The organism is Streptomyces sp. RPT161, assembly GCF_027533845.1.
Classification (GTDB): Bacteria; Actinomycetota; Actinomycetes; order Streptomycetales; family Streptomycetaceae; genus Streptantibioticus_A; species Streptantibioticus_A silvisoli_A.
Map to the genome: position 1 here is coordinate 97,606 of NZ_JAPZVN010000003.1, position 22,844 is coordinate 120,449.

27 protein-coding genes and 3 pseudogenes are annotated in these 22,844 nt (G+C 68.3%); 11 read left to right on the forward strand and 19 right to left on the reverse strand.

Translation table 11 applies throughout. The features are described 5' to 3' along the window. Window positions 1-146: 146 nt before the first annotated feature. The 3 genes from O5O46_RS08495 to O5O46_RS08505 all read right to left on the reverse strand — a co-directional run bounded on the left by O5O46_RS08495 (window position 147) and on the right by O5O46_RS08505 (window position 2,110). Window positions 147-266 (reverse strand): TetR family transcriptional regulator C-terminal domain-containing protein, encoded by a 120-nt coding sequence (locus tag O5O46_RS08495; protein WP_269854688.1) that lies wholly within the window; start codon window positions 264-266, stop codon window positions 147-149. Beyond that, window positions 263-1,672 (reverse strand): hypothetical protein, encoded by a 1,410-nt coding sequence (locus O5O46_RS08500; RefSeq protein WP_269854689.1) that lies wholly within the window; start codon window positions 1,670-1,672, stop codon window positions 263-265. Before O5O46_RS08500 ends, O5O46_RS08495 begins: the two co-directional genes overlap by 4 nt. Window positions 1,673-1,780: 108 nt before the next feature. After that, a complete protein-coding gene (locus O5O46_RS08505) occupies window positions 1,781-2,110 on the reverse strand; it encodes a hypothetical protein (RefSeq protein ID WP_269854690.1) in 330 nt (109 codons plus the stop codon). Between the two features lie 2,005 nt (window positions 2,111-4,115). On the opposite strand from O5O46_RS08505, the gene O5O46_RS08510 reads away from it, so the two are divergent. Continuing rightward, window positions 4,116-4,865, forward strand: coding sequence for a dienelactone hydrolase family protein (locus O5O46_RS08510; RefSeq protein ID WP_269854691.1), 750 nt, complete (start codon window positions 4,116-4,118; stop codon window positions 4,863-4,865). A gap of 93 nt (window positions 4,866-4,958) precedes the next feature. Here the strand turns inward: O5O46_RS08510 and O5O46_RS08515 are convergent, their stop codons facing one another. The 5 genes and pseudogenes from O5O46_RS08515 to O5O46_RS08530 all read right to left on the reverse strand — a co-directional run bounded on the left by O5O46_RS08515 (window position 4,959) and on the right by O5O46_RS08530 (window position 6,457). Beyond that, window positions 4,959-5,189 (reverse strand): hypothetical protein, encoded by a 231-nt coding sequence (locus O5O46_RS08515; protein ID WP_269854692.1) that lies wholly within the window; start codon window positions 5,187-5,189, stop codon window positions 4,959-4,961. 238 nt (window positions 5,190-5,427) lie between these two features. Next, window positions 5,428-5,628, reverse strand: a complete 201-nt coding sequence (locus O5O46_RS08520) for a hypothetical protein (protein WP_269854693.1) — start codon at window positions 5,626-5,628, stop codon at window positions 5,428-5,430. A gap of 150 nt (window positions 5,629-5,778) precedes the next feature. Beyond that, window positions 5,779-5,988, reverse strand: a complete 210-nt coding sequence (locus tag O5O46_RS08525) for a hypothetical protein (RefSeq protein ID WP_269854694.1) — start codon at window positions 5,986-5,988, stop codon at window positions 5,779-5,781. 159 nt (window positions 5,989-6,147) lie between these two features. After that, a pseudogene (locus O5O46_RS35460) lies at window positions 6,148-6,291 on the reverse strand (helix-turn-helix domain-containing protein); the annotation flags it as partial. Window positions 6,292-6,322: 31 nt separating this feature from the next. Next, window positions 6,323-6,457 carry a hypothetical protein gene (locus tag O5O46_RS08530; protein ID WP_269854695.1) on the reverse strand — a complete coding sequence of 45 codons (135 nt, stop codon included), beginning with the start codon at window positions 6,455-6,457 and terminating at the stop codon, window positions 6,323-6,325. Between the two features lie 6 nt (window positions 6,458-6,463). On the opposite strand from O5O46_RS08530, the gene O5O46_RS08535 reads away from it, so the two are divergent. Together O5O46_RS08535 and O5O46_RS08540 are read left to right on the forward strand one after the other, a co-directional pair. Next, window positions 6,464-6,835, forward strand: coding sequence for a hypothetical protein (locus O5O46_RS08535; RefSeq protein WP_269854696.1), 372 nt, complete (start codon window positions 6,464-6,466; stop codon window positions 6,833-6,835). A 92-nt stretch (window positions 6,836-6,927) separates the two neighbouring features. Further along, on the forward strand, window positions 6,928-7,167 hold the full coding sequence (locus tag O5O46_RS08540; protein WP_269854697.1) for a hypothetical protein: 240 nt from the start codon (window positions 6,928-6,930) through the stop codon (window positions 7,165-7,167). An 813-nt stretch (window positions 7,168-7,980) separates the two neighbouring features. Here O5O46_RS08540 and O5O46_RS08545 read toward each other — a convergent pair. Beyond that, entirely contained in the window at window positions 7,981-8,151 is a 171-nt protein-coding gene (locus tag O5O46_RS08545; RefSeq protein WP_269855142.1) for a DUF6087 family protein, read from the reverse strand. A gap of 252 nt (window positions 8,152-8,403) precedes the next feature. On the opposite strand from O5O46_RS08545, the gene O5O46_RS08550 reads away from it, so the two are divergent. Beyond that, window positions 8,404-8,652: a hypothetical protein gene (locus O5O46_RS08550; RefSeq protein WP_269854698.1), complete on the forward strand. Its 249-nt coding sequence runs from the start codon at window positions 8,404-8,406 to the stop codon at window positions 8,650-8,652. Between the two features lie 177 nt (window positions 8,653-8,829). On the opposite strand, the gene ppk2 is transcribed toward O5O46_RS08550, so the two are convergent. The 5 genes from ppk2 to O5O46_RS08575 form a co-directional block, all read right to left on the reverse strand. Further along, window positions 8,830-9,690: a polyphosphate kinase 2 gene (ppk2, locus tag O5O46_RS08555; RefSeq protein ID WP_269854699.1), complete on the reverse strand. Its 861-nt coding sequence runs from the start codon at window positions 9,688-9,690 to the stop codon at window positions 8,830-8,832. Window positions 9,691-9,772: 82 nt separating this feature from the next. Continuing rightward, complete coding sequence (locus O5O46_RS08560; RefSeq protein WP_269854700.1) at window positions 9,773-10,642, reverse strand: universal stress protein; 870 nt, start codon at window positions 10,640-10,642, stop codon at window positions 9,773-9,775. Window positions 10,643-10,668: 26 nt separating this feature from the next. After that, a complete protein-coding gene (locus O5O46_RS08565; RefSeq protein WP_269854701.1) occupies window positions 10,669-11,355 on the reverse strand; it encodes a CBS domain-containing protein in 687 nt (228 codons plus the stop codon). Window positions 11,356-11,561: 206 nt separating this feature from the next. Next, window positions 11,562-12,035 carry a cyclic nucleotide-binding domain-containing protein gene (locus tag O5O46_RS08570; RefSeq protein WP_269854702.1) on the reverse strand — a complete coding sequence of 158 codons (474 nt, stop codon included), beginning with the start codon at window positions 12,033-12,035 and terminating at the stop codon, window positions 11,562-11,564. Window positions 12,036-12,058: 23 nt separating this feature from the next. Next, window positions 12,059-12,934, reverse strand: a complete 876-nt coding sequence (locus O5O46_RS08575; protein ID WP_269854703.1) for a universal stress protein — start codon at window positions 12,932-12,934, stop codon at window positions 12,059-12,061. 252 nt (window positions 12,935-13,186) lie between these two features. Here O5O46_RS08575 and O5O46_RS08580 point away from each other — a divergent pair, with 252 nt between their 5' ends. Both O5O46_RS08580 and O5O46_RS08585 read left to right on the forward strand, forming a co-directional pair. Further along, window positions 13,187-13,804 (forward strand): Rv1733c family protein, encoded by a 618-nt coding sequence (locus tag O5O46_RS08580; protein WP_269854704.1) that lies wholly within the window; start codon window positions 13,187-13,189, stop codon window positions 13,802-13,804. Window positions 13,805-13,893: 89 nt separating this feature from the next. Further along, entirely contained in the window at window positions 13,894-14,349 is a 456-nt protein-coding gene (locus O5O46_RS08585) for a universal stress protein (RefSeq protein WP_269854705.1), read from the forward strand. Window positions 14,350-14,373: 24 nt separating this feature from the next. Here the strand turns inward: O5O46_RS08585 and O5O46_RS08590 are convergent, their stop codons facing one another. From O5O46_RS08590 to O5O46_RS08600, 3 genes are read right to left on the reverse strand one after another with little or no spacing between them, the layout of a single operon-like run. After that, window positions 14,374-14,832 carry a CBS domain-containing protein gene (locus O5O46_RS08590; RefSeq protein ID WP_269854706.1) on the reverse strand — a complete coding sequence of 153 codons (459 nt, stop codon included), beginning with the start codon at window positions 14,830-14,832 and terminating at the stop codon, window positions 14,374-14,376. Next, complete coding sequence (locus O5O46_RS08595) at window positions 14,829-15,755, reverse strand: universal stress protein (RefSeq protein WP_269854707.1); 927 nt, start codon at window positions 15,753-15,755, stop codon at window positions 14,829-14,831. Before O5O46_RS08595 ends, O5O46_RS08590 begins: the two co-directional genes overlap by 4 nt. A gap of 51 nt (window positions 15,756-15,806) precedes the next feature. Continuing rightward, the gene (locus tag O5O46_RS08600) at window positions 15,807-16,658 is read right to left on the reverse strand and encodes a CBS domain-containing protein (RefSeq protein WP_269854708.1); all 852 of its coding nucleotides are present in this window, start codon (window positions 16,656-16,658) and stop codon (window positions 15,807-15,809) included. 117 nt (window positions 16,659-16,775) lie between these two features. On the opposite strand from O5O46_RS08600, the pseudogene O5O46_RS08605 reads away from it, so the two are divergent. Further along, window positions 16,776-16,993, forward strand: a pseudogene (locus O5O46_RS08605) (transposase); the annotation flags it as partial. Here the strand turns inward: O5O46_RS08605 and O5O46_RS08610 are convergent. Then, window positions 16,935-19,346, reverse strand: coding sequence for an FUSC family protein (locus tag O5O46_RS08610; RefSeq protein WP_269854709.1), 2,412 nt, complete (start codon window positions 19,344-19,346; stop codon window positions 16,935-16,937). The pseudogene O5O46_RS08605 and the gene O5O46_RS08610 overlap by 59 nt on opposite strands. A 175-nt stretch (window positions 19,347-19,521) precedes the next feature. Here O5O46_RS08610 and O5O46_RS08615 point away from each other — a divergent pair. From O5O46_RS08615 to O5O46_RS08630, 4 genes and pseudogenes are all read left to right on the forward strand, one after another. After that, window positions 19,522-19,776: pseudogene (locus O5O46_RS08615) on the forward strand (IS5/IS1182 family transposase); the annotation flags it as partial. A gap of 328 nt (window positions 19,777-20,104) precedes the next feature. Further along, a complete protein-coding gene (locus tag O5O46_RS08620; protein ID WP_269854710.1) occupies window positions 20,105-20,353 on the forward strand; it encodes a V-type ATP synthase subunit D in 249 nt (82 codons plus the stop codon). Then, window positions 20,350-21,222: a universal stress protein gene (locus tag O5O46_RS08625; protein WP_269854711.1), complete on the forward strand. Its 873-nt coding sequence runs from the start codon at window positions 20,350-20,352 to the stop codon at window positions 21,220-21,222. Before O5O46_RS08620 ends, O5O46_RS08625 begins: the two co-directional genes overlap by 4 nt. Before the next feature lie 136 nt (window positions 21,223-21,358). Then, the gene (locus O5O46_RS08630) at window positions 21,359-22,015 is read left to right on the forward strand and encodes a CBS domain-containing protein (protein ID WP_269854712.1); all 657 of its coding nucleotides are present in this window, start codon (window positions 21,359-21,361) and stop codon (window positions 22,013-22,015) included. A gap of 18 nt (window positions 22,016-22,033) precedes the next feature. Here the strand turns inward: O5O46_RS08630 and O5O46_RS08635 are convergent, their stop codons facing one another. Next, complete coding sequence (locus O5O46_RS08635) at window positions 22,034-22,702, reverse strand: CBS domain-containing protein (RefSeq protein ID WP_269854713.1); 669 nt, start codon at window positions 22,700-22,702, stop codon at window positions 22,034-22,036. Between the last annotated feature and the right edge of the window lie 142 nt (window positions 22,703-22,844).

Here is a 22,844-nt window from a genome sequence, read left to right on the forward strand (position 1 = left end):
GCTAGCCGTCACATGCTTTGTCTATCGCCGAATGGCCAGCCACAGCGTGTCGACGCCCCGGGGGGCGTACATACTGAGCCTTTCCTATCCTGGCTGTTAAGCGCGCGTCAGTCGATGCTCGTTCCACGACAGTGCGTCTTTAGAGGTCAGCCGCCCAACTTGAGAGCGTCCAAGTGCCGCCGCAGGAACTGCCGTAGCAGCTTCGGCGGATAGCGGTCGGGCAGCAGCGCCGCCTGCGGAGTCAGCCCGTCCAAGAGGGCGGTCAACCGCTCTCGGCGTGCGGCTGACGGCCGTGCGCTTCGGTCCGCCGTCGTAGCGTCATCCGGCGGCTTGCCATACGGATGACGGAGCGCGCAGGACGCGCCAGTGCCAGCGTCAGTCCAGCGACGGGGAGCGCGAGCAACAGGATCTGGAGGCATGCCGAGGCCATGCCCAAGGGCTGGCTGCCTGCGGTTAGGGCGTTCTCGACCAGCAGGTTGGTTCTCTGCCAGTCGGACTGGAGCAGTTGGGGCAGTTTGAAGACCACCATGCCCAATTGGAGAAGGAGTACCGGGACGACGCACATGACCCAGACGGCCACGATGGCCTGAGGCCATCGTTTGAGGGCTTGGAGTCGGCCGTCGTGTGGTTGCCTCAGCAGTACCCGTCTGAGAATGGGGCCGATGTACTTGAAGAGATCCGGAATTCCGACCAGGTCCGCGACGATGTAGTAGCCGTCGAACCGCAGCGTGGGAAGCAGCTGTTGGATGATTTCGAGGTTGACGGAGAGGATCGCCACCACAAGGGGCTGGAAGCCTGTCGAGACGTAGAGCGCGAGCAGGCCCAGGACGAACAACGCGTTGAAGTAGACACCACCTAGGTCGGCCCGGATGCGCCCTGCACGGCCCAACCGATAGGAGTTGGTGATGTCGGTGTAGAAGGCGGGCCAGACGAGATAGATTCCGCACCCCATGGGTCCGGGCCGCACGCCTCCGTACCTGCACGCCGCGCCATGGCCCATCTCATGGAAGGCGCAGGAGGCGATGGCCAGGAAGAAGACCAGCAGAACGCTGGCCGGGGCCGAGAGCACTGACTGCAGGGCGGCACTGGTGTTCTGTGTGATCCACAGCCATACCTCACCGGCCACGAAGGCACAGACGGTGAGGAACACCAAAACCGGGCGGAACAGCCATGCGAAGAGGCCGGAGAGATACCACGTGATGTGTTCCGGCAGCACTGCCAACCGGAACCGGAAGGCAAGGAAAGGGTCGCTTTTGGCAGTCGGCGGAGGCGGCGAGCCATCGCTGTAAGTGGTGAGGCCGAGAGGAGCGAGTTTCTGGTCGATGAGGAAGGCCACGTGCTCTGAGCTGAATTGACGCCCCGTCTCACGACTGAGTTCGTCAGCCACCTGCGCCATGACCGACTCACGCCCGGGCACCGGCTGACCGCGAAGCTCCGCGTGCCGACTGTCCAGAGCTTTGATGACTTGGTAGAGCATGGCGGGGAGCCGAACGAGTTGCCCGTCGGGTCGGCATACCAGTTGTGGCGGCTCGCGGTAGCCCGATCCCTCGAACTCGCCGACCAGTTCGGTCCCGTCCACCAGCGTGGGCTGCGAAGTCATGTCCGCCCGGGCTGGCTGCCGTCCCGGCGGCTGTTCGGCTTCTCCGGTGCGTGGAGCGGACGGCACAGACATGAGCGCTCTCCATGGGGTGACTGGCGGGCAGTCTGCGATGCGGTGTGGCAGGGAAGGGCCGGGAGCTTCCGGCCCTTCCCCGAGCAGGCGTGGTGAGCCGCTATGCGATCAGTGGCTTGAGATGGCCGACGGCATGCAGGTCATGCCGCTGGCCGGGTTCTCGCTCCCCAGGCCGAGCGAGCCCAACAGCCCCGGGGTGCCCTGCCGGTCGATGGACTGACAGGACGACATGATCGTGGTGCCGTGGTCGCTGGGGGCGGGAGCGTACACGCCGCCACCCGAGGCCGCCGCGGAGGAGCTGCTGGCGCTGTCCCCGCCGCCATCGTGGCCAGCGCCTACGTTGTTGAACGGCGTGGACACGATGCCCATAACGGTGCGCTCGGGCAGCACCTCGCCCGTGACCTTGTCGAGCTCCTCGAAGCTGATGACGTTTTCCATTCCATTCCCCTTTCAAACTGTATTTCCCCGACTCGGACCGCCGTGTCGGCAATCCAAGCGATCGCCCCTGAAGCCCTTCCGTCAAGGGCGAGTTCCTGTTTTCCGCAGCGACGCACGGCGGCGGGAGTTTCACATCCCGCGCGCCTCACCGCCGTCCGCGGTAAGCGTGAGGAGAGAGCGCACAATGCCTGCGCCTGGCGCTGAATCAGCGCAGGACTGTGGGTGAGTCCGAGGTGAATCCCCGGAAAACTGGCCCGGTCAGCGGCTTGAGATTGCTGCGGGAATGCATGTCATGGTGTACCCGGGGGAGCTGGGCGCGAGTCCCAGTGCGGCCAGGAGGCCGGGGCTCCCCGCATCCTGGTGGTATTGGCAGGCATAGACCACCGTTGTTCCGTGGTCCGTTCTCGTCAGCATCGGGTACGAGGGATTCCCACTCCCTGCCACCGTCACGCTCGAAAGCACGGTCCGCGCGGGAAGCGCCTCACCGAAAAGCTGCCCAAGCTCCGCAAAAGTAACGGCAGATCCCATCGTTCTCCCTCCCTCAGGGACGAGGCCGCTGCGACTGGCCCCCACAGACCGCCCGTGGTGTGTACGCCACCGGCCACCGAGGCCGCGACAGCCTCATCGTCCCTTCATACGGCTAACGCCGAATACGACGACAGGACACGTCACTTATCCGGTGATCACCCTTTCGGGTCGCGGTCGGGCAAGGGCGTGACTGGGTCGCATGGCATACGAAAAAATGCGTCGACGTTGCCATCCTGATGCTCACGCAACCGCCTTCGATATGGCTCTGGGTAGAGTTCTTCGAGCATCGACGACCACCCCGCACAGCCTTCGCTACCTGCAGCCCCCCGCAGGTCCCTCCGCCGGACGTGATCGGCTCAATTCGATCAGTCGCACCTTCCACTGGCATCGTCAAGCGAGAAGAACGCGCTTGCGAAGCGGCTGAAGTCCAGTCATGCCGAACATCTGGCGCTTCAGCATTTCGATCCGCTTGATGTGCCCTTCTACAACCCCGCAATTCCAGAGCGGGGAGAGCCCCGGGGATAGCGGCGTCGAGGTCGGCTTCGGGAGCCTGTCGGATTGCAACAGGATCTCCAGCGACGGTGCGGCGGTCGGCGGTCGGCGGTCGGCGGTCGGCGGTCGGCGGGCAAATCGGCTGGCCGAGGGCGTGTCTGGATGCCTCTGACTATGTCCAAGTCAGCGAGCGGCTTCGGCAGCGTTTCCGTATCGCACTCGTTCGACGACGGCGGTGTGGATTGTGACGCGCGGCGACGGAGAGGTCGGCCGGCTTCTCCGCTACGGCATCAGCCGCGGGCAGCCCCGGTATCTGCGCCGGACCACTCACACAAGCGGCCTTCGGCCCAGTTGCGGCAGCGGCTGGAAGAACGGCTGCGGGCTGCAAGAGCCCTACGGGGGTCTCGGTCGCGAGGGCGACGCGAGGCCACCAGCATTTTTTGATCACGCTGGGAGGGTGCCCAGCCACAACGTTTCCGCATGTCAGATGTCACCCGCAAGTGGGTACGTCGCTCCACGGAATGACGCGTGGTGCTGCGCAGTGAACTCAAGGCCACTGCCTTCCGCATCGGCGCCTGACGCGACGCCAACCTGCCCCCGCCCAGCCCTCGCCTTCGGCATCGACGAGGAGACCGCCATTCAATTCGCGGACTCCGCAGGGCAGTTTCCGCAGACCACTCACGAATCCGACCCGGCATGTTCGCCACGAACCCACAGGCTCACCCCCGACGATGGCGGCATCGAACCCGCAGGTTCCCGAGTTGCGCCGCTCTCGCGCCGAGTGGATTTCCTCTGGTGGCAGCTGAGTTGATCGTCACTGCTACGCTTCGCACCCGCCCGACCGTGGCCTGCCCCGACAACACAACCTGACCGACGCCTGGTTTGCCCGCTGATCGTCGCTGGTTGGATCTCTGGTTGACCTCTGGTTGACCTCAACCCTGATAGAGGCTGTGCACTGGCATCAGTCCGAGGAAGGAAGTACGCCATGCCCACCAAGACGCTGCAGATTCCCACCACGGATGGCCAGGCCGACGCTTTCGCCGCCTTCCCCGACGGCGGTGAGCGGCACCCGGGGGTGCTGCTGTACACGGACGCCTTCGGCGTGCGGCCCGTGCTAGTGGAGATGGCTCGCGAACTGGCCGAGCACGGGTACTACGTGCTCGTCCCGAACCTCTACTACCGGCACGGCCCGGCACCGGTGATCGAACTTCCCGAGCACATCGGAGAAGAGATCCGGCCCGCAGTCATCGCCCAGCTGATGCCCTTGGTCGAGGAGCACACCAGCGAACGTGTACTGCGCGACGCCGACGACTACCTCAGGTTTCTCACCACCCAGCCCGAGGTCAGCGCCGGACCGGTCGCCGTGATCGGTTACTGCATAGGCGCCGCGTTGGCGATGCGCACCGCAGCGGCCCATCCCGGCCAGGTGGCCGCCGTCGCCGGATTCCACCCCGGCTTCTTGGTCACGGACGCGCCCGACAGCCCGCACCGCCTCGTCCCCAAGCTCACTGCCCAAGTACACCTCGGCCTCGCCGAGAACGACATGTCGTCCGAGTCCATCAGCAAGCTCAACCTGGCCCTGGATGCCGCAGGCGTCGGCTACACCATCGAGATCTATCCCGGCACCATCCACGGCTACACCATGTCCGACACCGATGCCTTCAGCCCCTCCGCACTGCAACGCCACTGGGACCGCCTCCTCCCCCTCCTCGACCGCACCCTGGCCAACAGTTGAGGCTCCGGCCCGGAAGGAGACTTGGTGATCGAGACGGCCAACGACGAGAACTGCGGGCGCGTTCGGGAGGAGAACGCGGGCTGGCGCCTGTCACTATTCTGACGATGACGTGCTGGCCAGGGCCCGCCGAACCGCTGCTGCCGGGAACGGAGTGCGCTTGCTCTGCGTGAGCAGTCGATGGTGGAAGTCGTCCAGGACGATCGCGTGCGGGGCGTGACGCTCGATGAGCGTGCCGCTGTCGGGCGGAACGCCGTCGACGATGTCGGCGCACACCTCGGAGCGGGCGGCCGGTCGACCGCATCGCCCCGAACCCCCGAATCGCACCGCCGGAGGCGTCCCCGCCCGCGGAGGACGTCGTCCACCTCATGGACGCCCTCCGCGCCTCGCTCGAACGTCAAGGCAAGAAAGTCCGGGCGGCCCGGCGAGGAAGAGTGCCGCGCGGAAGGCCGCAGCCAGGCAGCCCGCCTAGAAGACGGCAGCGAAGAAGGCCACGGCCAAGAAGGACCTCGGCGAAGAAGGCCGGCCGCGGCGCCTGACCAGCGGCTAGGTCAAGTCCGGGCGGTCAGACAAGCGCGCTGAGGAGGAAGCCGGCGCCCCGGAGGATCTGGCCCACGGCTGGGGCGCTCTGAAAGGTGCCGGTGGCCGCACCGTCAGGCGAGGTGGTGCGGGTTTGTGCCTGGGAGGGGGTGGCCAGAGCGATGCCTCCCAGGGCGAGCAGGGCACTTGCCGTGACGGTCGCGGTGGTACGGCGGATGTTGTTCACAGAAGAACCTCTCGAACGGCGGCGTATGCGGCATGGGGTCAGCCGAGACGTTTCCCCGGCCGCAATCCGCGCACACGCGACCGTCCTCGCAACCACCCTTACAGCCGCCAGGACGTGCCGGAGCAGCCCTTCTCCGGCGGGCTGAACGCCCTAGCTCCACACTTCCGGTCCGCCGCCGCGCCACTCGATCAACGAGGGGTCGTCCAGCCGTACTCTGCCCGGGGTCACGCCTTCACGGCGCAGCAGAGCCCGCAGTTCCCGTGGCCGGTGCACTCGCCCCGCGTACTCACCGTTGATCGTCACTCGCCGACCTGCCAGACCCGGCGAGTGCACCACCACGGGCGGATGCCGATCGTCCATCAACCCCAGACTGCGCCTCGCTGGTGCCCACCGCATGCTGTCGGGCTGAGCAGGTGTGCCCGTCCCAGCCAGCGATGCGCGCGTGAAGCGGCGGGCGGTGATCACGCTGCCGCCTGGACGTCGGCGCGGGTCTGCGGCTGGGAGACCTCACGGTCGGTGTCGGTGCAGCAGCAATTCCAGCCCCGCCAGGGTGTACTCGACGCCGAAGCGGCGGCGTAAGATCTCGGCGATCCGGGCCAGCGTCCAGCACTGATCACTCCAGCCGCACGTGGCCGGATCGGCATCCAACTCCGCCTCAAGAACGAAGGCGGGTGAAGTTCACGGCGGCCCTTCCCTACGGCTCGTGGTGGGCGTGGGCGGTGCGCGGCGGCAGCGGGGGCAGGGTGATGCCGAGGTTGGTGGCGATGGCTTCCTGTCGGCCGCGGATGTCGGCCATCTCTTCCCGCAGTGCCTCGATGTGTTCCAGCACGCGGGCTTGGGCGGGGCGGCGTCCGGGTCACCGAGGAGCTGGTACAAGCCCTACTTCGCACTGGCCTACGAGAACCACCTGTACGCCTACTACGGGGCGCAGGACGCATTCCGTCTCCATTCGCTCCTCGGGCACGACTGGAGCACTATGCCCGACCAGGTCCCCACCTGGTTCTTCGACCTCAAGGCCCTGCGGGCCCAGGCCGGGAACCCCGGCATGCCCAAGCTGGACGACAGCGACCACCACGCGCTTGCCGACGCCCGCTACAACCGGCGGATGCACGAGCACGTGCTGGCCCTCGCCGGGCAATCCGCGTGCGGCCGGGCGCTCGCCACCGGCCAGCCCTGCCCCGACCACACCGCGGCGGTGCCCCGGTGAGCCACCCGCCGGGGGCGAGATCGGTGCGGGCTGGCCACTCGCGGCACCCCGACCGGAGGTTTACGTTCCGTGCCGGGGGTAGCGGCTTGGGTATGGAAAGTGTGAATGACCGTCTTTCCCGTTGGTGGAGCACTCTCAGCCAGGCGGCGCGAGACCGTCTGCTCGCGTTGAAGGAAGAGGACCATGTGCCCCACGAGTTCGCCGTGGCCCTCAGTCGAGCGGGTGTCTTCCCCGTCAGCGACGGCCTGTGGCCCGAGCGCGAGTCCGACCCCTCCGGCTTCCGTCAGCCGCACGAACTCCGGGCATTCCTGACAGAGCAACGCCGCGCATAGTCCCCCCGGGGCTCATGCTCCGGGAGCCTACTGCCTGTCAGCACAGCGGCATGGTGAACGACCCGCCCATACGCTTCGGGGAAAAGCGGCAGGGTGTGGCTGCGCGGACCAGGCCCGGGCCCAACCGCAACCGGCCGGTCCGGCAGCCTCGTGGCCGGGCGGGCACCGAGGCTGCCGACCGGTGGCGACGCATCATGCTGTGGGGTCTGTCCCCGCGTCACGCACCCACCAAGGTCAACGCCCAAGGGGGAGCGAGGTCATCCCACTTGGGCACGTCGCTTCCGCCGGAAACTATTGCTCCGTATCTACGAGAGCTACGGCCTCCCCGCCTGGTTCAGTCTCGACGGACCTACACGACGGATTAATCGTCACTCCTGTCAGGGCTCCTGCTGGTTCCCAGCAAGCCAAGAGCAGTAAGCACTGTGATAGACAGCGTCATCCAGGCGATGAACGCACCACCGCCGAACAACACCGCGCCAGCAACGCGCGTTCCCGTCTCCCGCGACAGTACAGCCGCCACGACAGCAGTCAGCAGCGAAGAGACGAACACAAGCGCCACAAGAAGTACTCGAACAGACATCGTGGGCCTCACCAGACGATCCCCTTCTTTGAAGGTGGTCGACCATCCGGCGGGCAGCCTCAGCTCGACCACCGCATGCGATGGCCTGCTGAGACTCCGCGACGATTAGAGGCTCATACGTGCTCTGTTCTTCCAGCCGAGGTCGGAGCGCCTCCCCCATCGGACACGTCGCCAGCGCTCCACACGGCCCTCGGCGGACCAACTAGGAGAGTAACACCAGCAGTTCAAGGTCACTAGCTGGGCCTGCGGTGGCGTCCGCGCCCTGGAGCCATCGGATGGGTAGCAGGCTTGGCCGGTTCGTGGTCGGCGGCTTCGCCCTTGGGCGGGATGGTGATCTTCCGGGCCTCGCTCAGATTGTCAACCATGGTGAGGAACTCCCAGTCGGAGCCGTTCCACCGGTGGATGAGTCTCGGTGACCCGGATCAACGTGTTCACCGCGACGTTGTCCGTAGGCGTGGACAGCACGCAGGCGGCCGATTCGCGCATCACGGCGGGCTGGGTAGTCGCCTAGCTGCTCGTCAGCATCCATGCTCTTGTTCCTGTCGGCCCATCACCAACGGCGGCGCGGGGAAGGGCCCTGCCGTGGGGCCACAGATAGTCCCACGCCCGTTCCGAGAGGCGGAGTGATTCATTCACTCGCCTCGGTGGGAGGCGCCGTGCGCCGCACCGCCGCGCTGGAAGCCCGCGCAGCGGCTCTGCTCGGTGACGAGGAAGCTGTTCGCTCGGCGGACCAGAGAGCGGAAAGCCTGCGCGATCAAGTGGTGCCCGATGAACTGGACGGGCTCGGCGGTCTGTTGACCTACCCGGAGATCGAGCAGCTTTACTACACCGTCGAGTCCGAAGTGCTTCTCGGTCACGGTGACGCGCAGATCGCCGTCCAAGCCGAACAAGCCGTGCGCGGGTAGCCGCTCAGCCGAAGAAGTACTTCTCAGGACGCAGCCCGCACATGACCGCCTGATCTGAGCGAATGCGCTTATCGGCCCCCAGCGAGCCCACGCTCGCCAACCAGGAAACGTTCCTCGCCAAACCGTCATTGGTGGGCAATTTGCCGTGACCGGCACCATTTGACGGCACCCGCTGCGCTATCCGTCGCCTGCGTCTTCGTGCATGAGCGCGGCGTGGTCGGGTACGTATTTCTGCTGGTCACGCGGTGGCCGCTGATAGCCAGTTGCCGGTGGTCGGGCGGGCAGGCGCAGTGGCTCCGGCTCGACTTCCCGGTAGGGCACCGACGCCAGCAGGTGGGCGATCATGTTGATCCGGGCACTGCGTTTGTCGTCGCTTTCCACGACGTACCAAGGTGCCTCGGGGATGTCCGTGCGCGCGAACATCTCGTCCTTGGCGCGGGAATACTCTTCCCACTGCGTGATGGATTCCATGTCGACCGCGGAGAGCTTCCAGCGGCGGACGGGATCCTCAAGCCTGTTGCGCAACCGCTCCTCTTGAACGGCGTCGCTGACGGAGAACCAGTACTTGCGCAGCAGGATGCCGTCCTGTACCAGCATCCGTTCGAAGATCGGGCACTGGTACAGAAAGCGCTCGTACTCCTCAGCGGTGCAGAACCCCATGACGTGCTCGACGCCGGCGCGGTTGTACCAGCTACGGTCGAACAGCACGATCTCGCCCGCCGTCGGAAGCTGTTGGACGTAGCGCTGGAAGTACCACTGACCGCGTTCGCGCTCCGTCGGTGCGGGCAACGCCACGATGCGAGTGACGCGCGGGTTCAGCCGCTCAGTGACCCGCTTGATCACACCGCCCTTTCCGGCCGCGTCACGCCCCTCGAAGACAACGACGAGCCGAACCCCGTTGACCCGTACCCATTCCTGCAACTTGACGAGCTCCGTCTGAAGGCGGAGCAGCTCCCGCTCGTACACCGGCCGGGGCAGCCGCTCTCCCGGCGGGCTGTTTGGTGTCCTGCTCCTTGTGGGGTGCTTCTTGCCAGGCACAGACGCGCCTCCTCAATGCCTTGATGGGTTCCACGCTACGGGCGGCGAGGCGGAGACGACCGGCGCACCGCCTGGCTTACGGTCAGATCGGTATCACCGCGACTGGGCAAGAGGCGTGGTGCAGGACGCGTTGGACCACTTTGCCCAGGGGCATGGAGAGCGGGGGACGTTGGCGTCGTGCGCCCACGACCACCAGGCGGGCCGTGTGGGAGGCGTTGATCAGCGCTTCTTCTGGCTCGGTCAGCCGGATCTCCTCCGTCACGTCCACGTCGGGGAAGGCGTAGCGGCCGCTGGCCAGCGTGTCTGCCAGTTCGGCGCGTTCCTTGGCAACGTGCTCGTCGGCGTCCGGTGGTGGCACCGCTAGGTAGCCCGGGAGTGCCTGCGGGTACGACCACGCCCGGACCACGTGCAGTGGTGCGTGCCATCGGGCAGCCTCGGCGAAGGCGAACTCCACAGCCTCGGGCGACTCGCCGGGGGCGGCGCCGAGCACGACCGCGCTCGGTATGGCGGTGTTGGCCTTGTCCTGTGTGCCACGTACAACGACGACAGGTCCGGCCGAGTGTGCGGCCACCCGTTGGCTCACCGAGCCGAGCAGCACCGCTGAGAACCGATTCAGCCCCCGGGCACCGACCACGACCAGCGCGACCTGCCTGGCCATGCGGAGCAGCGCGGTCACCGGCTCGTCCCAGACCGCCTCCCAGGTCACCACCAGACCGTCACGGCCCTCCTGGGCACGACGTGCTGACCGCTCCAAGTCCTCCTCGGCTACCAGCAGGTGCTGGTCGGGAACGCCCTGATGGGTGGTGTCCGGCAGGTAGACGCCCAGGGCGTGCACGATGTGCAGCTCTGTCCCACGCCGGGCGGCCTCGTCGGCCGCCCAGTCCAGCGCTCGCGACGCGGCCTGTGACCGGTCGAATCCCACAACGACGATGTCCGCGGACAGGGTGTTCATCGCTGCCTCGGTTCCGCGGGGCGGGCCTAGGCCCCGCTGCTGTCGTCATGCCGGTACTGCAGCCGTGCGTCGACGCTGACGACGCCGTCCACACCCCGGCACAGCCGCGCCACCAGCGGGACCAGGCTCCGGCGCTCGACGGTGCCGGTCAAGCTCACCTGTCCGTCGACGACGTTGACGGACACGTCGGTCGGCGCCAGCCGCAGTGTTCCCAGGAGGACGTCGTCCATGATCTCTTCCCGGATGGCCTGGTCGCGGCGGAGGAAGACCCGCAGCAGGTCAGCACGGCTGACCAGGCCGACCAACTGCCCTGCCTCGTTGACCACAGGCAGCCGCTTGACCTTGTGCTGCTCCATCACCCGGGCCGCCTCCACCACCGTCCACTCGGGACGGGCGGTCACCGCGGGAGTGGTCATCAGCCACTCCGCCGACGTGGCAGCGGCCTTCGCCATGTCAGCGTGCCACGCGTCCGTCCCGGGCTCGGAGCGCTCGAACGCCTCCGCCAGGAGCCCCGCCGGGTCGGGCTGTCCGGCCTGTTTGCGCAGCAGGTCGGCCTCGGAGACCATGCCCACCGGGCGGTCGTTGTCGTCCACCACGGGCACGGCCGTGATGTCATGTTCCGCGAGCAGTCCGGCGATCTCCTTGAACGTCGTGTCCCGCCGTGCGGTGATGACCGAGGTCGTCATGAGGTCGCTGACGTTTCGATGCCGCATGATCCCCGTCTCCTCTCATGGCCAGACGCGGGCCCGAGCGCTCACCGGGTCGGATGACCCTCACCACAAGTGTCCGATCCGACGTCCGGCCCCGCACGGGGACGAAGGGCCCTTGCCCATGGGCCGCCCGACCCGGGCGGGTGGGCGGTGTCCCGGAGCGTCGAACCGGCCATCGGATACAGATGCGTTGACGTCAGCGCCATTCCTCATCCGCGCTCGCCGCTGCCGTACGGCGCGTACAGGTCCAGCAGTCGGGTGCGGGCCGTCATCAGGCGGTGGCCGACGACGGCGGCCACGCCCACGGCGACCGCCTGTCCCAGTTCCGGGTCTCCCGCGCACAGGGCGCGTACCGCCTCGGCGTCGAACTCGTCGGCACGTACCTCGGTCAGCGCTCTCGCGCCCAGATGCCACACGTACGGCGGGAACAGCCAGGACCAGCCCAGCAGGTCCTCCGACTGCAGCAGCTCCACATCGGCTGCCCGGCGCCCGGGCACATGGAGGTCGAGCGCGACCCTGCCGGAGCGCAGCACCCAGAAGCGGTCGGCCCTGCCGCCCTCGTGGAAGATGCGGTGGCCGGCCGCGAACGTCACCTCGTGGCCCAGCTCCATCAGGGTCTTCTGTTTGGCTGGTGGGATCCCGCCAAGGAACGTGGAGCCCAGGCTGGGGCTTCGGCCGGTCATGAAGCTGCACCTCCTTTCGGCCGCTACTGGTGCGGAACGACGGCGACCGGACAGGGGGCGTGGTGCAGCATCGCGTGGTTCACCGGACCAAGTTGCAGGCCAAAGGCGTCCGAACGTCGCCTGGCGCCCACCACGAGCAGTTCGGCGGATCGGGCCGCGTCCAGCAGCGACTGGCGGGCGTGTCCCTCGACGACTTCACGACGTACCCGGACCTCGGGATGCTTGGCCGTGGCGTCGCGCAGCGCCTCTTCCAGCCACTCTTCGGCCTCGCGTTGCGCGGACTGTCTGGCATCGTCCAACTGGCCCGTGTGGGCTGTCGGCGTCTCCGGGTAGTTGCTTCGCCACGCGTGGACGACGGCTACTCCGGTGCCGCGGAGCGCCGCTTCCGTGAAGGCGAAGTCCACGGTGGCCGTCCCGGTGCCCCGGTCGCCCAGCCCGAGCGCGATCCAGCGTTGGCCGTTGCCTGGTTTCGTTTCCTCGCCCCGTACGACGATCACCGGGCACTGGGCACGGGCCGCGACGGACAGGCCGACCGAGCCCAGCAGCAGTGCCGCGAGTTCACCGCGCCCGCGGTTGCCCACGACGATCGCGAGGGCGTTGCGGCCTTGCCCGAGCAGTCCCTCCGCCGGGTCTTCGGCGAGGATCTCGGTCGAGACGGTCAGGTCGGGGTGGCGCCGCTCGCAGCGTTCGCTGGCGGAGGCCACGATGTGCTCGGCGAACACCGCTCCCGAGGCGGGCGCGGTACGCACGGACGGCACGACCCTTTCGTAGTGCGCCAGCAGTGACGCGTACACGATGCGAAGCGGTGCCCCGCGGAGGGCGGCTTCGTCGGCCGCCCAGTCCACCGCGCGCAGTGCGGCGTCCGAACCGTCGGTGCCCACGACCAAGGGAAGGGACATGCCTCTTCGCCGCCTCTCGGTGAATCACGGTGGGGCTCACTCCGCAGCCTGTCAGTCCGCGGGCCGGGTGGCGTGGGCGCAACGGCCTTCGAACGAGGAGGTTCGGCCCAATGGGCCAAGGCCACGCCACCGGCCGCGCGCCTCGCCGTGGTGGTCCGTGGGGGCGCAAGGCCTCACATCATGACCGCTTCCTCCCTGGCCGGACGGCCCCTGGCAACGGCAGGTCGGCGTTCATCGCGCAGGTGCGGACGCGTGAGCGTGGAGGCAGGCTGGGCCCGGAAGCACAAGAGGGTGACGGCCATGGGTGCGCAGACCTGGCGGTTGATGAGGCGGCATAGTCCGCTTCGACGCGGTTCCGACGTCGTCGAGGCGTGCGTCGGACTGCTGACGGTGCTGCTGGCGGCCGTGTTCGCACCGTTGGCGGGGGTGATTGCCGCCGAAGCGACCAGTGCGCTGTTGGTACACCAGCAGCAGGGCTGGCACCGTACCGCGGCCGTGCTGACGGGTGACGCCGCCTTCACCACGACCGGCGCGGCGGACACTGGGCAGGCTGAGGCGACGGTGCGGTGGTCGGCACCGGACCGTTCCAGCCGTAGCGCGGTCACGGAAGTGCCGGCGGGAACCAAGGCTGGTACGTCGACAACGGTCTGGATCGATGCCAAGGGCCGACTTCGCCATCCGCCACTGGGCTCGGACGACAGGGCGGCGCTGGCGGACCTGGCGGGTGGCTGCGTCGCCATCGGGGTATGTGCGCTGGCGGCTGGCGCCCGGCGGGCCGTGGTACGCGTCGAACTGGAACGACACCGTGCTCGGGCGTGGGAGCGGGAGTGGGCCGAGGTGGAGCCACGCTGGACGCACGGGCACGCTTGACGGAACCGGTCGAATGATCTCTCACGGGGTCCGCGGCAGCCATAGATACCGAAAGGGCAGCGGCGGCGAACTGAGCAGTGGAGGTGGTCATGTCGAACAGTCACGGTGAAGCAGCCCGGATCGTCGTCGGGGTAGACGGTTCGACCTCGTCCAAGGAAGCCCTCCGCTGGGCCGTGCGGCAGGCGGAACTGACCCACGGCGCTGTGGAGGCGGTGATCGCCTGGGACATTCCGCTGACCTACGCCTCGTTCGGTTGGCTGCCACCGGACGCCAAGGCACTCGATCTGGAGGGCATCGCCGAGCAGATCCTGGCGGACGCGATCAAGGAAGCCGTGGGACCGGAGCCGCCGGTGGAGATCCGTACCACCGTGGAGCACGGCAACCCGTCGAACGTACTGCTACGCGCCGCCGACGGCGCCTCGCTGCTGGTCGTGGGGAGCCGCGGCCACGGTGGGTTCACCGAGGCGCTCCTGGGCTCGGTCGGTCAGCACTGCACGCAGCACGCCCCCTGCCCGGTCGTCATCGTCCGCGGTCGGGTTGGCTGAGTGGGAGCCATCGCGGCGACGCGGTCAGGACTGGACGGTGGGGTGGTGCTGCTGGCGCGCCGGTGGTTCCTGGAGGGTGCTCCAGGAGACCGGCCCCAGGAGGTCCGCGAAGCGTTGGAAGACGTCGAGGAACAGGTCGTCGATGGTGAGTACGCCGACGAGTCGACGACCGTCCACCACGGGCAGGCGGCGCACCCCTGACCTGCGGAAGGCACGGTACGCGGTGTCGACGCTGTCGGTGACGTCCACGGTGACCGGGTGGGTGGACATCAACTCGGCGACGGTGGTGGTGTCCGTCGGCAGACCGGGGGCGACCGCCCGCACCACGACGTCACGATCGGTCAGCACGCCCCTCAGGGTGCCGTCCTCGGCGACGAGTACCGATCCGACGGACTGCTCGTCCATGCGGAATGCCGCCACGCGTACCGACGCTTGCGGGGCGACGGTGACGGGCGGCGAGATCATCAGGTCGGAGATCTTCATGTTCGGGCTTCCTGGTTCCGTTTGCCGGGTTGGTCCACGTCATATTCGGCCTGCGGGCCGACGGTGATCAGCGGGCAGACCGCGTGGTGCAGTGCGCCGTGGCCCACGGAGCCCAGCAGCATGCCGGTGAAGCCGCCGTGTCCTCTCGTCCCGATGACGAGCCCCAGCGCGTGGGCGGACTCCCGGGTGAGTACGTCGACAGGGTGGCCGGGCACGACCTCGTGGTGCACTTCCACGTCCGGATAGGCGGACGCCCGGCCGGACACCGCTTCCGAGAGCAGCTCGCGGCACTCCTGTTGCGCGGCGTGTTCGTCGAGACTGCCCAGGACCGGCCGGTGCCAGGCCCATATCGCGCGCAGCGAGGCGTGATGCAGCGCCGCTTCCTCGAAGGCAAAGTTGATGGCCGCCTGGCACGTCGGGCTGCCGTCGACGCCGACCACGTAGTGGGGGCGTTCCTCGCTGGTGTCCTCGGGGCGGCGTACGACCACCACGGGACACGGGGCGTGTGCCATCAGCGGCAGGGCCACGGATGCGGAGGTGAACATCTCCTTCGCGGCGGGCAGCCGGTTCGAGCCGAGGACGACCATGGCCGCGTCCCGCGCCTGTTCACGCAGCACCCATGCCGGTTCGCCCTCCGCGAGTTGGGCCGACAGCGGGAGTTGCGGGTAGTGGGCCTCGACGAAGGCGACCGCGTCGTCCAGTGCGCGTTGGCCCGTGGTGTGCAGCGTTCGGTTCCACTCCTCCCAGGAGGGGACCAGGTCCGCCTCGGTGACCCTGATGGTCGGCATCCCCTGGGCGAGCACCAGGCGCAGCGGCAGGTGGCGTAGGCTCGCCTCGTCGGCCGCCCAGTTCAGAGCCAGGCGATGTGCGGGGTCCGGGTCCACGCCGACGACAACGGGGCGTTCTGTTCGGGGAGTTGCCATGGTCTCCTCCCGCATCGCTGGGTGCCATGTCTGGGCGTTGCCGGTCCGCTGTCAGGCGGCGGTGAGCCGATCGACCACGTCCGTCACGTCCTCAACCTGCCTGATCTCGTCCAGTAGTTGGGGAAGTCGGGTGGAGTCGAGCGTGCCACCGACGCTCACCACGCCGTTGTCGACGCTGACTTGGAGGGAGTCGCGGTCGAGGTGGAAGTCGTGCTCGATGATCCTGGACTGGATTTCTTCCCGGATCTTCGCGTCATCGCGGACCAGAGCACCAAGGAGCGCGTCCCTGTGGACGATGCCGACCAGTCGCCCCCTGTAGTCGACCACTGGCAGTCGCTTCAGGCGGGAGCGGGCGGCCAACCAGGCGGCCTCGACGACCGGAGTGCCGGGCAGCACGGTGATCGCTGGGCTGGTCATCAGCGTGGACGCCGTCTCACCCTTGGCCTTTTCGTACAGCCGGTGGGCGCGCAGCCTGCCGATCGGGCCGGGGCGGTGCTCGGCGGCCTCGACCGCGGCCTTGGAGAGCAGATCGGACTCTGACACCACGCCCACCACCGTGTCTTCGGCGTCCACCACCGGTACCGAGCCGAGGTGTTCCCGCGAGAGGTTCCGGGCGATGTCCAGGAAGGGCATGTCGCCCGGGACAGGTACGGCGGACGCGTCCATCACGTCCCGGACCTGGATTCCCGCAGGGCCTTCAGACTCCGGGCCCGCCGCCGGGACCGGTTGGCCGAGAACATGGGCTGGTGGACGCTCGGCGGCATGCGCCGCTGATGCCGAGGCGACCGCGCCCAGGTAGCGCAGTAGCGTCTCCTGATGGTGTGCCTCGTCGGGGCGCCAATCGCGGCCGGGAACCGCTCCGCGTGCCTCCGCCCCAGCGGCATGGTGCTCGTGCTGGCTCATCGTGACCTCCCGCAGCACCCGTCACGACATTCGCGGCCTGCCTACAAGGGCCAGTGTCACACCGCCGCTCCGGACGGCATAGAGCACTTGGACGGTGTCCTGTGTGGTGATCGCTCGTTGGGTTGTCTACGGCGGGGTACGTGGAGTTGGATATCCCGGACGGGTTGTGGGAGATCGCCGAGCCGCTGATCCCACCGTCGAAGGTGCGGCCACGGGGCGGCGGAACACAGGACACGCCTGATGAGACGCCGTTCGCGGCGACCATCTACGTGCTGGTCAGCGGTTGTGCCTGGCGGGGGCTGCCGCCGTGTTTCGGGATATCGAAGTCGACCGCGCAAGCCATGCGAGAGGCACGTGCTGCTCGGAGACCGCTCGCGCGGGCTCCAGGATCTCCGTTTGGAGACGTCGGACCGCGTCGATGTGGTCTGCGGTCCAGATCATCTTGACCGCTGTGGCTGCTCCCCGCCCGTCCTCTTCGGTGAGGTCGCGGCGCACCGCCTCGATGAGGCAGCCGTCTGCGAGCGTGCTGTCGAGTTGGTCGGGAACCGTGCCCGTCCCTCCAAGCGCTCGCGCGGTCTTCTCATACCAATCGACAAGTGGCGCTGCGGCATGAAGGATCTCCGTGCGTGCCGCGGCTCGGTCCCCTTCGGGCGCACGATCGTCGTCTCCCCAGAGTTCGAGTACGGCGTCGGCCGTGAGTCGCAGCACGAGGACTGCGTTGATCAATGTCGTCACGCCTGCCAGGGGGATGTGCTTGGTGCCGTGTTCGGCGAGGAATCCGCGGAAGGCATCGTCGAGCCGTCGGGCCGCCGAAGCTGCCCGACGGCTGTCGTCGCGTGGTGTGGATGCACTCGGCACAAGTGCATCGCAAGGGGTGAGACCGAATTCGATCGCGCGGCGCAGGTAACGAGCGCTGTCGGAGTATGCCTCGGCCAGTGCCTGGCCCAGTGCCGAGCCCGCTCCGCGTGGCCAGAACAACGCCCCGACGACGAGGCTCACCGCGCAGCCGATGGCCACGTCCTCGATGCGGACGAGCCCGGTTCTCCATCCTACGGGAGCGATGATGTTGTACAGGATCAGCAGCGCGGTGGTGAAGCCGGCTTGGCCGGCGGCGAACGAGACAGCGGCAGGCGCAAGACCGGCGAAGACCACAGCGGGCGGAAGCAACAGCCAGCAGACTGTGGTGTTCGTGCCCAGAACGAAGATGAGCCCACCACCGATAAGGAATCCGACGGCGGTTCCCAGTAGAGCGCGCAGGGCGTTCTGGCCGGTGTTCAGCGCATTGGAGCGCAGTACGGCCAGCGTGCCGAGGACGACCCAGAACGAGTGTTGCACGCCGGTCATTTCGGCGACGAGCACGGCCAGGCCCAGGGCCATCGCCCCGCGCACGCTGTTGTGAAGCCACACCGAGTGACGTTCGACGTGCGCTCCGAGGCGTTCTTGCGCAGAGGACAGCGGGGAGGTTTCCCCGACGGGACGGCGTCCCAGAAGATGTTGCCACCAACTGCGCTGGCGGGCGGCCACGCTGAGTTCGATGTTCACGGCGATCGCCGAGATCGCGAAAGCCATCTCCTGGGCGCGAAAGCTGGGCGCAAGTGAGCTGACGAAGTCTGTCACCCCCTTGTCGGACACTCCATGCTGAGGTCTCGGGGCGCCGTGCACCGGGAGAGCGGATGTGACGGCGCGCCCCATGGCCTCCCGCGCCCGTTCCAGACGTCTCAGATCGGTTTCCAACCGGTGGGGATCACCACTGACCGATTCAAGCAACGCCGCGCCACGTTCCAACAGCGTCGCGGCTTCCAACTTGACTTCACACACTGCCGATGCGGTCGAACCGGGCCGCATGTCCTGGGGCGTTCGCGCGAGGATGGCATCAAGCCACACCACCTGGTCGATCACGCGAATGAGGGCGCGCGCCGACGTGGTGAGTCCAGTCGGGCAGTAGGACGTGCCGAAGAACGACGTGCGCAGCGCTGTGACCGCACCGGCCGCCCGTTGGGCCAGCACGTCGAAGTCCGCGCTGTTCGCCGGGGCCAAGCCCCCGCGAACACAGTCGACCTCTGCGCGCAGCCGCTGAGCCAACAACGCGCAAGCCTGAGCCGTCGAGAGCCGCAGTGGGTCGCGGACCGGTGCGGGCCACAGTACGGCGACGGCGACCAGTGATGCCACGCCGGCCAGTAGCCAGCCCCCGAGCCGCTCCGGGATCGAACTCACCGAGCCGGACAGCGTGACCGGCAGGACGAAACTGATAAGGAGCGCGGTCGCCGACCCGGCCAGCGTAGAGCTGACGACGCCCACGAACAGCACGAAAAAGGCGATGATGAAAGTGGCAACGACAGCCACCCAGACCACTTGGGACACCAGGGTTCCCAGGCAGACGAAGACCGCTTCGGCCAGCACCAGGCCGGTCTGCGCCGACAGCCGCTCGCGCATGGGACCGCTGAAGTCGACGTACAGCAGGGTCGCGAACCCGCCGAAGGCCGCGAAAGTGGCAACGGTCGGATCACCGATGAGTTCCACGGCGATGGCGAAGACCGCAGGTATGACGACTCCGGCTCGGCCTGCTCGCCGTAGCGCAGCGAACTCCGTGTCGCGCGCACGGAGCCACTGGACGATCTGCACGCGCGCGGGGCTGCCGCGACGCCTCGGGCCGTCCGGAGAGTCGAACCGCTGCGAGATCTCCCTCACGCCTCCCATTGTCGGCGCAGTGGCAGCGTCCCCGCACGAAGCAACGGGACCGCCACGACGCGGACGCGGGGCCGCCCGCGGCATGCTCCCCAACCCGAGAACTCGATCACCTCGATCGCCAAGCTCCTCGGCGTCAGCCCGGGGACCCTCTACAACCACGTCCCCGACCTGCAGCGCCGACCGCGGCTACGACTACGACACCTATCGCCGCGAGCTGCGCGGCTTGGGCCTCCGCCCGGTCATCGCACGCCGCGGGACCGAGCACAGCTCTGGCCTGGGTGTCCACCGCTGGGTCGTCGAAGCCGCCTTCGGACTCCTGCACTGGTTCCGCCGCCTGCGCACCCGCTGGGAAATCCGCAGCGACCTCCACGAAGCCTTCCTCACCCTCGGCTGCAGCATCATCTGCTGGCGCCGCCTGAAGGCCTCTTTTTGCCAGGAGTCCTCAGCCCTGAACCCGGGCCATACGTCCCGAAGTCAAACGAAACTCGCCTCTCCAGACGACAGGTGTCCGGCCGTACGAGAACCTGGAAGAGGCAGCAGGGGCAGAGGCTCACCGTGAGGAGGTCTCTCATGGCTGGGTTCAGGGATTTCCCGACGCGGTTCCGTCCGGCCAGCGCTCCCGGGCCGACGGCCATCGGCGTTCCCGCCGAGCGCTCCGCGGAGCTGGCACCACTCCTGGCCCTGTTGGAGGCGGCCGAGTCCGAGGCGCGGACCATCCGGGAGACGGCTGCCGAAGAGGCCCCCACCGCCAGGAGGCTGTGCGAGCAGCGCCCGAGTACGCCACGGCCCGTGCCGCCGCCCGCCTCGTCGGCGACGAGGCGGCCCGCACCCGTCGGCGAGTGCGCGCGTTGCGCCGCCACTGGATCCCCCGGCTGACCGAAGTGCTCGCGGCAGCGGACCTGGCCTTGGAGCAGGCTGAACACGAGGACTTCGTCCGTCACCGATGGGCCGCCGAAGCCCGGCGGACCGCGCAGTGGCGGGGCGATGAGCGCGGGAGGCAGCCATGACCACCAGCACCTGGGCCGGAGACATCGTGGTAGGCGTCGACGGCTCGGAGGACTCTGACCGCGCTCTCGACTGGGCCGCCGCCGAGGCCGACCGCCATGGCAGCGCGCTGCACATCGTGCACGGCGTCGGTGCCGCCCCGGATCCGGACAAGGGGACCGGCCCGGCCGACGGGGACCTGCTGACCGCGCAGGCCGCGCGCTCCATGTTGGACGAGGCGGGGGAACGAGCGGCGCGCGAGCACCCGGGCCTGAAGGTGACGACCACACTCGCCTACGAGGAGGGCCCACAGGCGGTTCTCGCCGCGGCCGCCGGGGCCGCTCTCATCGTGCTCGGCACCCGGGGACGCGGCGGCTTCGCCGCCCTCCTGCTGGGATCCGTCGCACTGCGCGTCGCGGCCCACACCACCTGCCCGCTGGTCGTCGTACGCGGTGAGCGGGCCCGACCCGCGATCGGGACGGTCGTGGTCGGGGTGCAGGACGAGATGGACGCCCAGACCGTTCGGTTCGCCCTCACCACCGCCGCGCGCTGGCACGCGTCGGTGCGCGCGCTGCACGCGTGGCAACCGCTCGGGGAAGTCGGGCTGATGGCCACGCAGGTCGACACAGTGCACGAACTGCGGGAAGCGCATGCGGCACTGCTGTCCCACACGGTCGAGGCCGCGCATCTGACCGCTCCGGAAGCACCACTGTCCCAGGAGGTCGTGGTGAGCAGGCCCGCCGTCGCCCTCGTGGAGGCGTCGGCCGAGGCAGACCTGGTGGTGGTGGCCGCCCACCGGCCGCACGGGCCGCTCGGGCTGCGCCTCGGGCCGGTCGTCCACGCTGTCCTGCACCACTCGCGCTGTCCCGTCGCCCTGGTGCCGGACCGCTGAGGCCAGCGGCCCTGCGTGCCTATGCGCCGCGCAGGACGGGTCCGTTCGGCCCTGCCGAAGGCTGGTCGGCGGAACTAGCGTGCCTTGTAGACGACCCCGGGAGGTAATGATGGTCGGGTCGACTGTGCACGATGTGATGACGAAGGACGTCGCGGCGGTTCGCCTGCACACCCCGTACAAGGAGATCGTGCGGATCCTGCAGGAACGCCGGATCAGCGCCCTGCCGGTCCTGGATGACGACGGCAGACTGGCGGGTTTGGTCTCCGAGGCCGACCTGTTGGACAAGACATCGGGTGAGGAACGTCCCACCGGACCGCTGAGCGGACTGCGTCGGCGATCCCGCCATGGGCCGAAGGCGACCGGTCTCACCGCTGATGCCGTCATGACTGCTCCGGCGATCACCGTGAACGCCACGGCGAGCGTGGCCGCGGCGGCGCGGATCATGGCCCGTCGCGCGGTGAAGCATCTACCGGTGGTGGACGACCAGGGGCGGCTGGTGGGCATCGTCAGCCGCCGCGACCTGTTGCGTCTCTATCTCCGGTCGGACGAGGAGATCCGCGAGGAGATCCAACGCGATGTGTTCATGCGGGTGTTGTGGGCGGATCCTGAGAACTTCGACATCGAGGTGCACGACGGAGTCGTCACCTTGACCGGCATGCTGGAGCAGCGCAGCGCGATTCCGGTGGCAGAACGGCTGAGCCGTTCCGTGGGCGGAGTGGTCGACGTCGACAACCGTCTCACCTACCGCTTCGACGACACCGAGGGCAGGCCGGCGTTCCGATCCGTCGAATGACGCGAGACCCGCCCGTGCTCAGGACGGTTCGAACCGCTTCTGCCGGGCGGACACCAGATCGCATTCGACGTCCACCACGCCTTCGACCGCACGTGTCAGGCGGACCGCGATGGGCACGAGCGAGGCGTCCGGCACCTGGCCGCGCAGGGTGGCGACGCCCTGGTCAACGGTGACGTCGACCGGGGGCGAGCCGCCGGGGAAGATCAGCCCGACGATGTCTCGACGGATCTCCTCCTCGATGTCCTCGTCACCGCGCATGAAGACCTTCAGCAGGTCACCACGGCTGACCACGCCCGCCAGATGGCCTTCGGCGTCGATCACCGGCAGGCGTTTGACGTGCGCGTGCGCCATGGCCCGTGCCGCCTGCGCGAGCGTGGCGTCGGCGTGGACGGTCACCGCGGGGGTCGTCATCAACTGCTCAGCGGTCGTCGCGCCCGCCTTCGCGAGATCCCCCAGGCGCTGCAGCTGCTCGATCCGGGCCGGGTCGCTGTCGCGGAACTCCTCCTTGGGCAGTAGATCGGCCTCCGAGACGACGCCGATCACGCGCCCCTCGCCTTCGAGGACGGGCAGCGCGCTGACCTTCCACTGCTGCATGGTCTGGACGATCTCCTTGAAGGACGCGTCCCGACCCACGGCGACGACGGTGTGTGTCATCACGTCACTGACGATGTGCGGGCTGTGCGGCATGGCGGCCTCTTCTCCGCGTACGACGCGACTTCCTACTGCCAGCGTCCGCCCACACCGCCCGAACCGGGATGGGCCGGAGGTCCCGGGATGCCTCCCGGCCCGCACTGACGACCGTACGAAGGAACGACAGGGCCACTCGGAC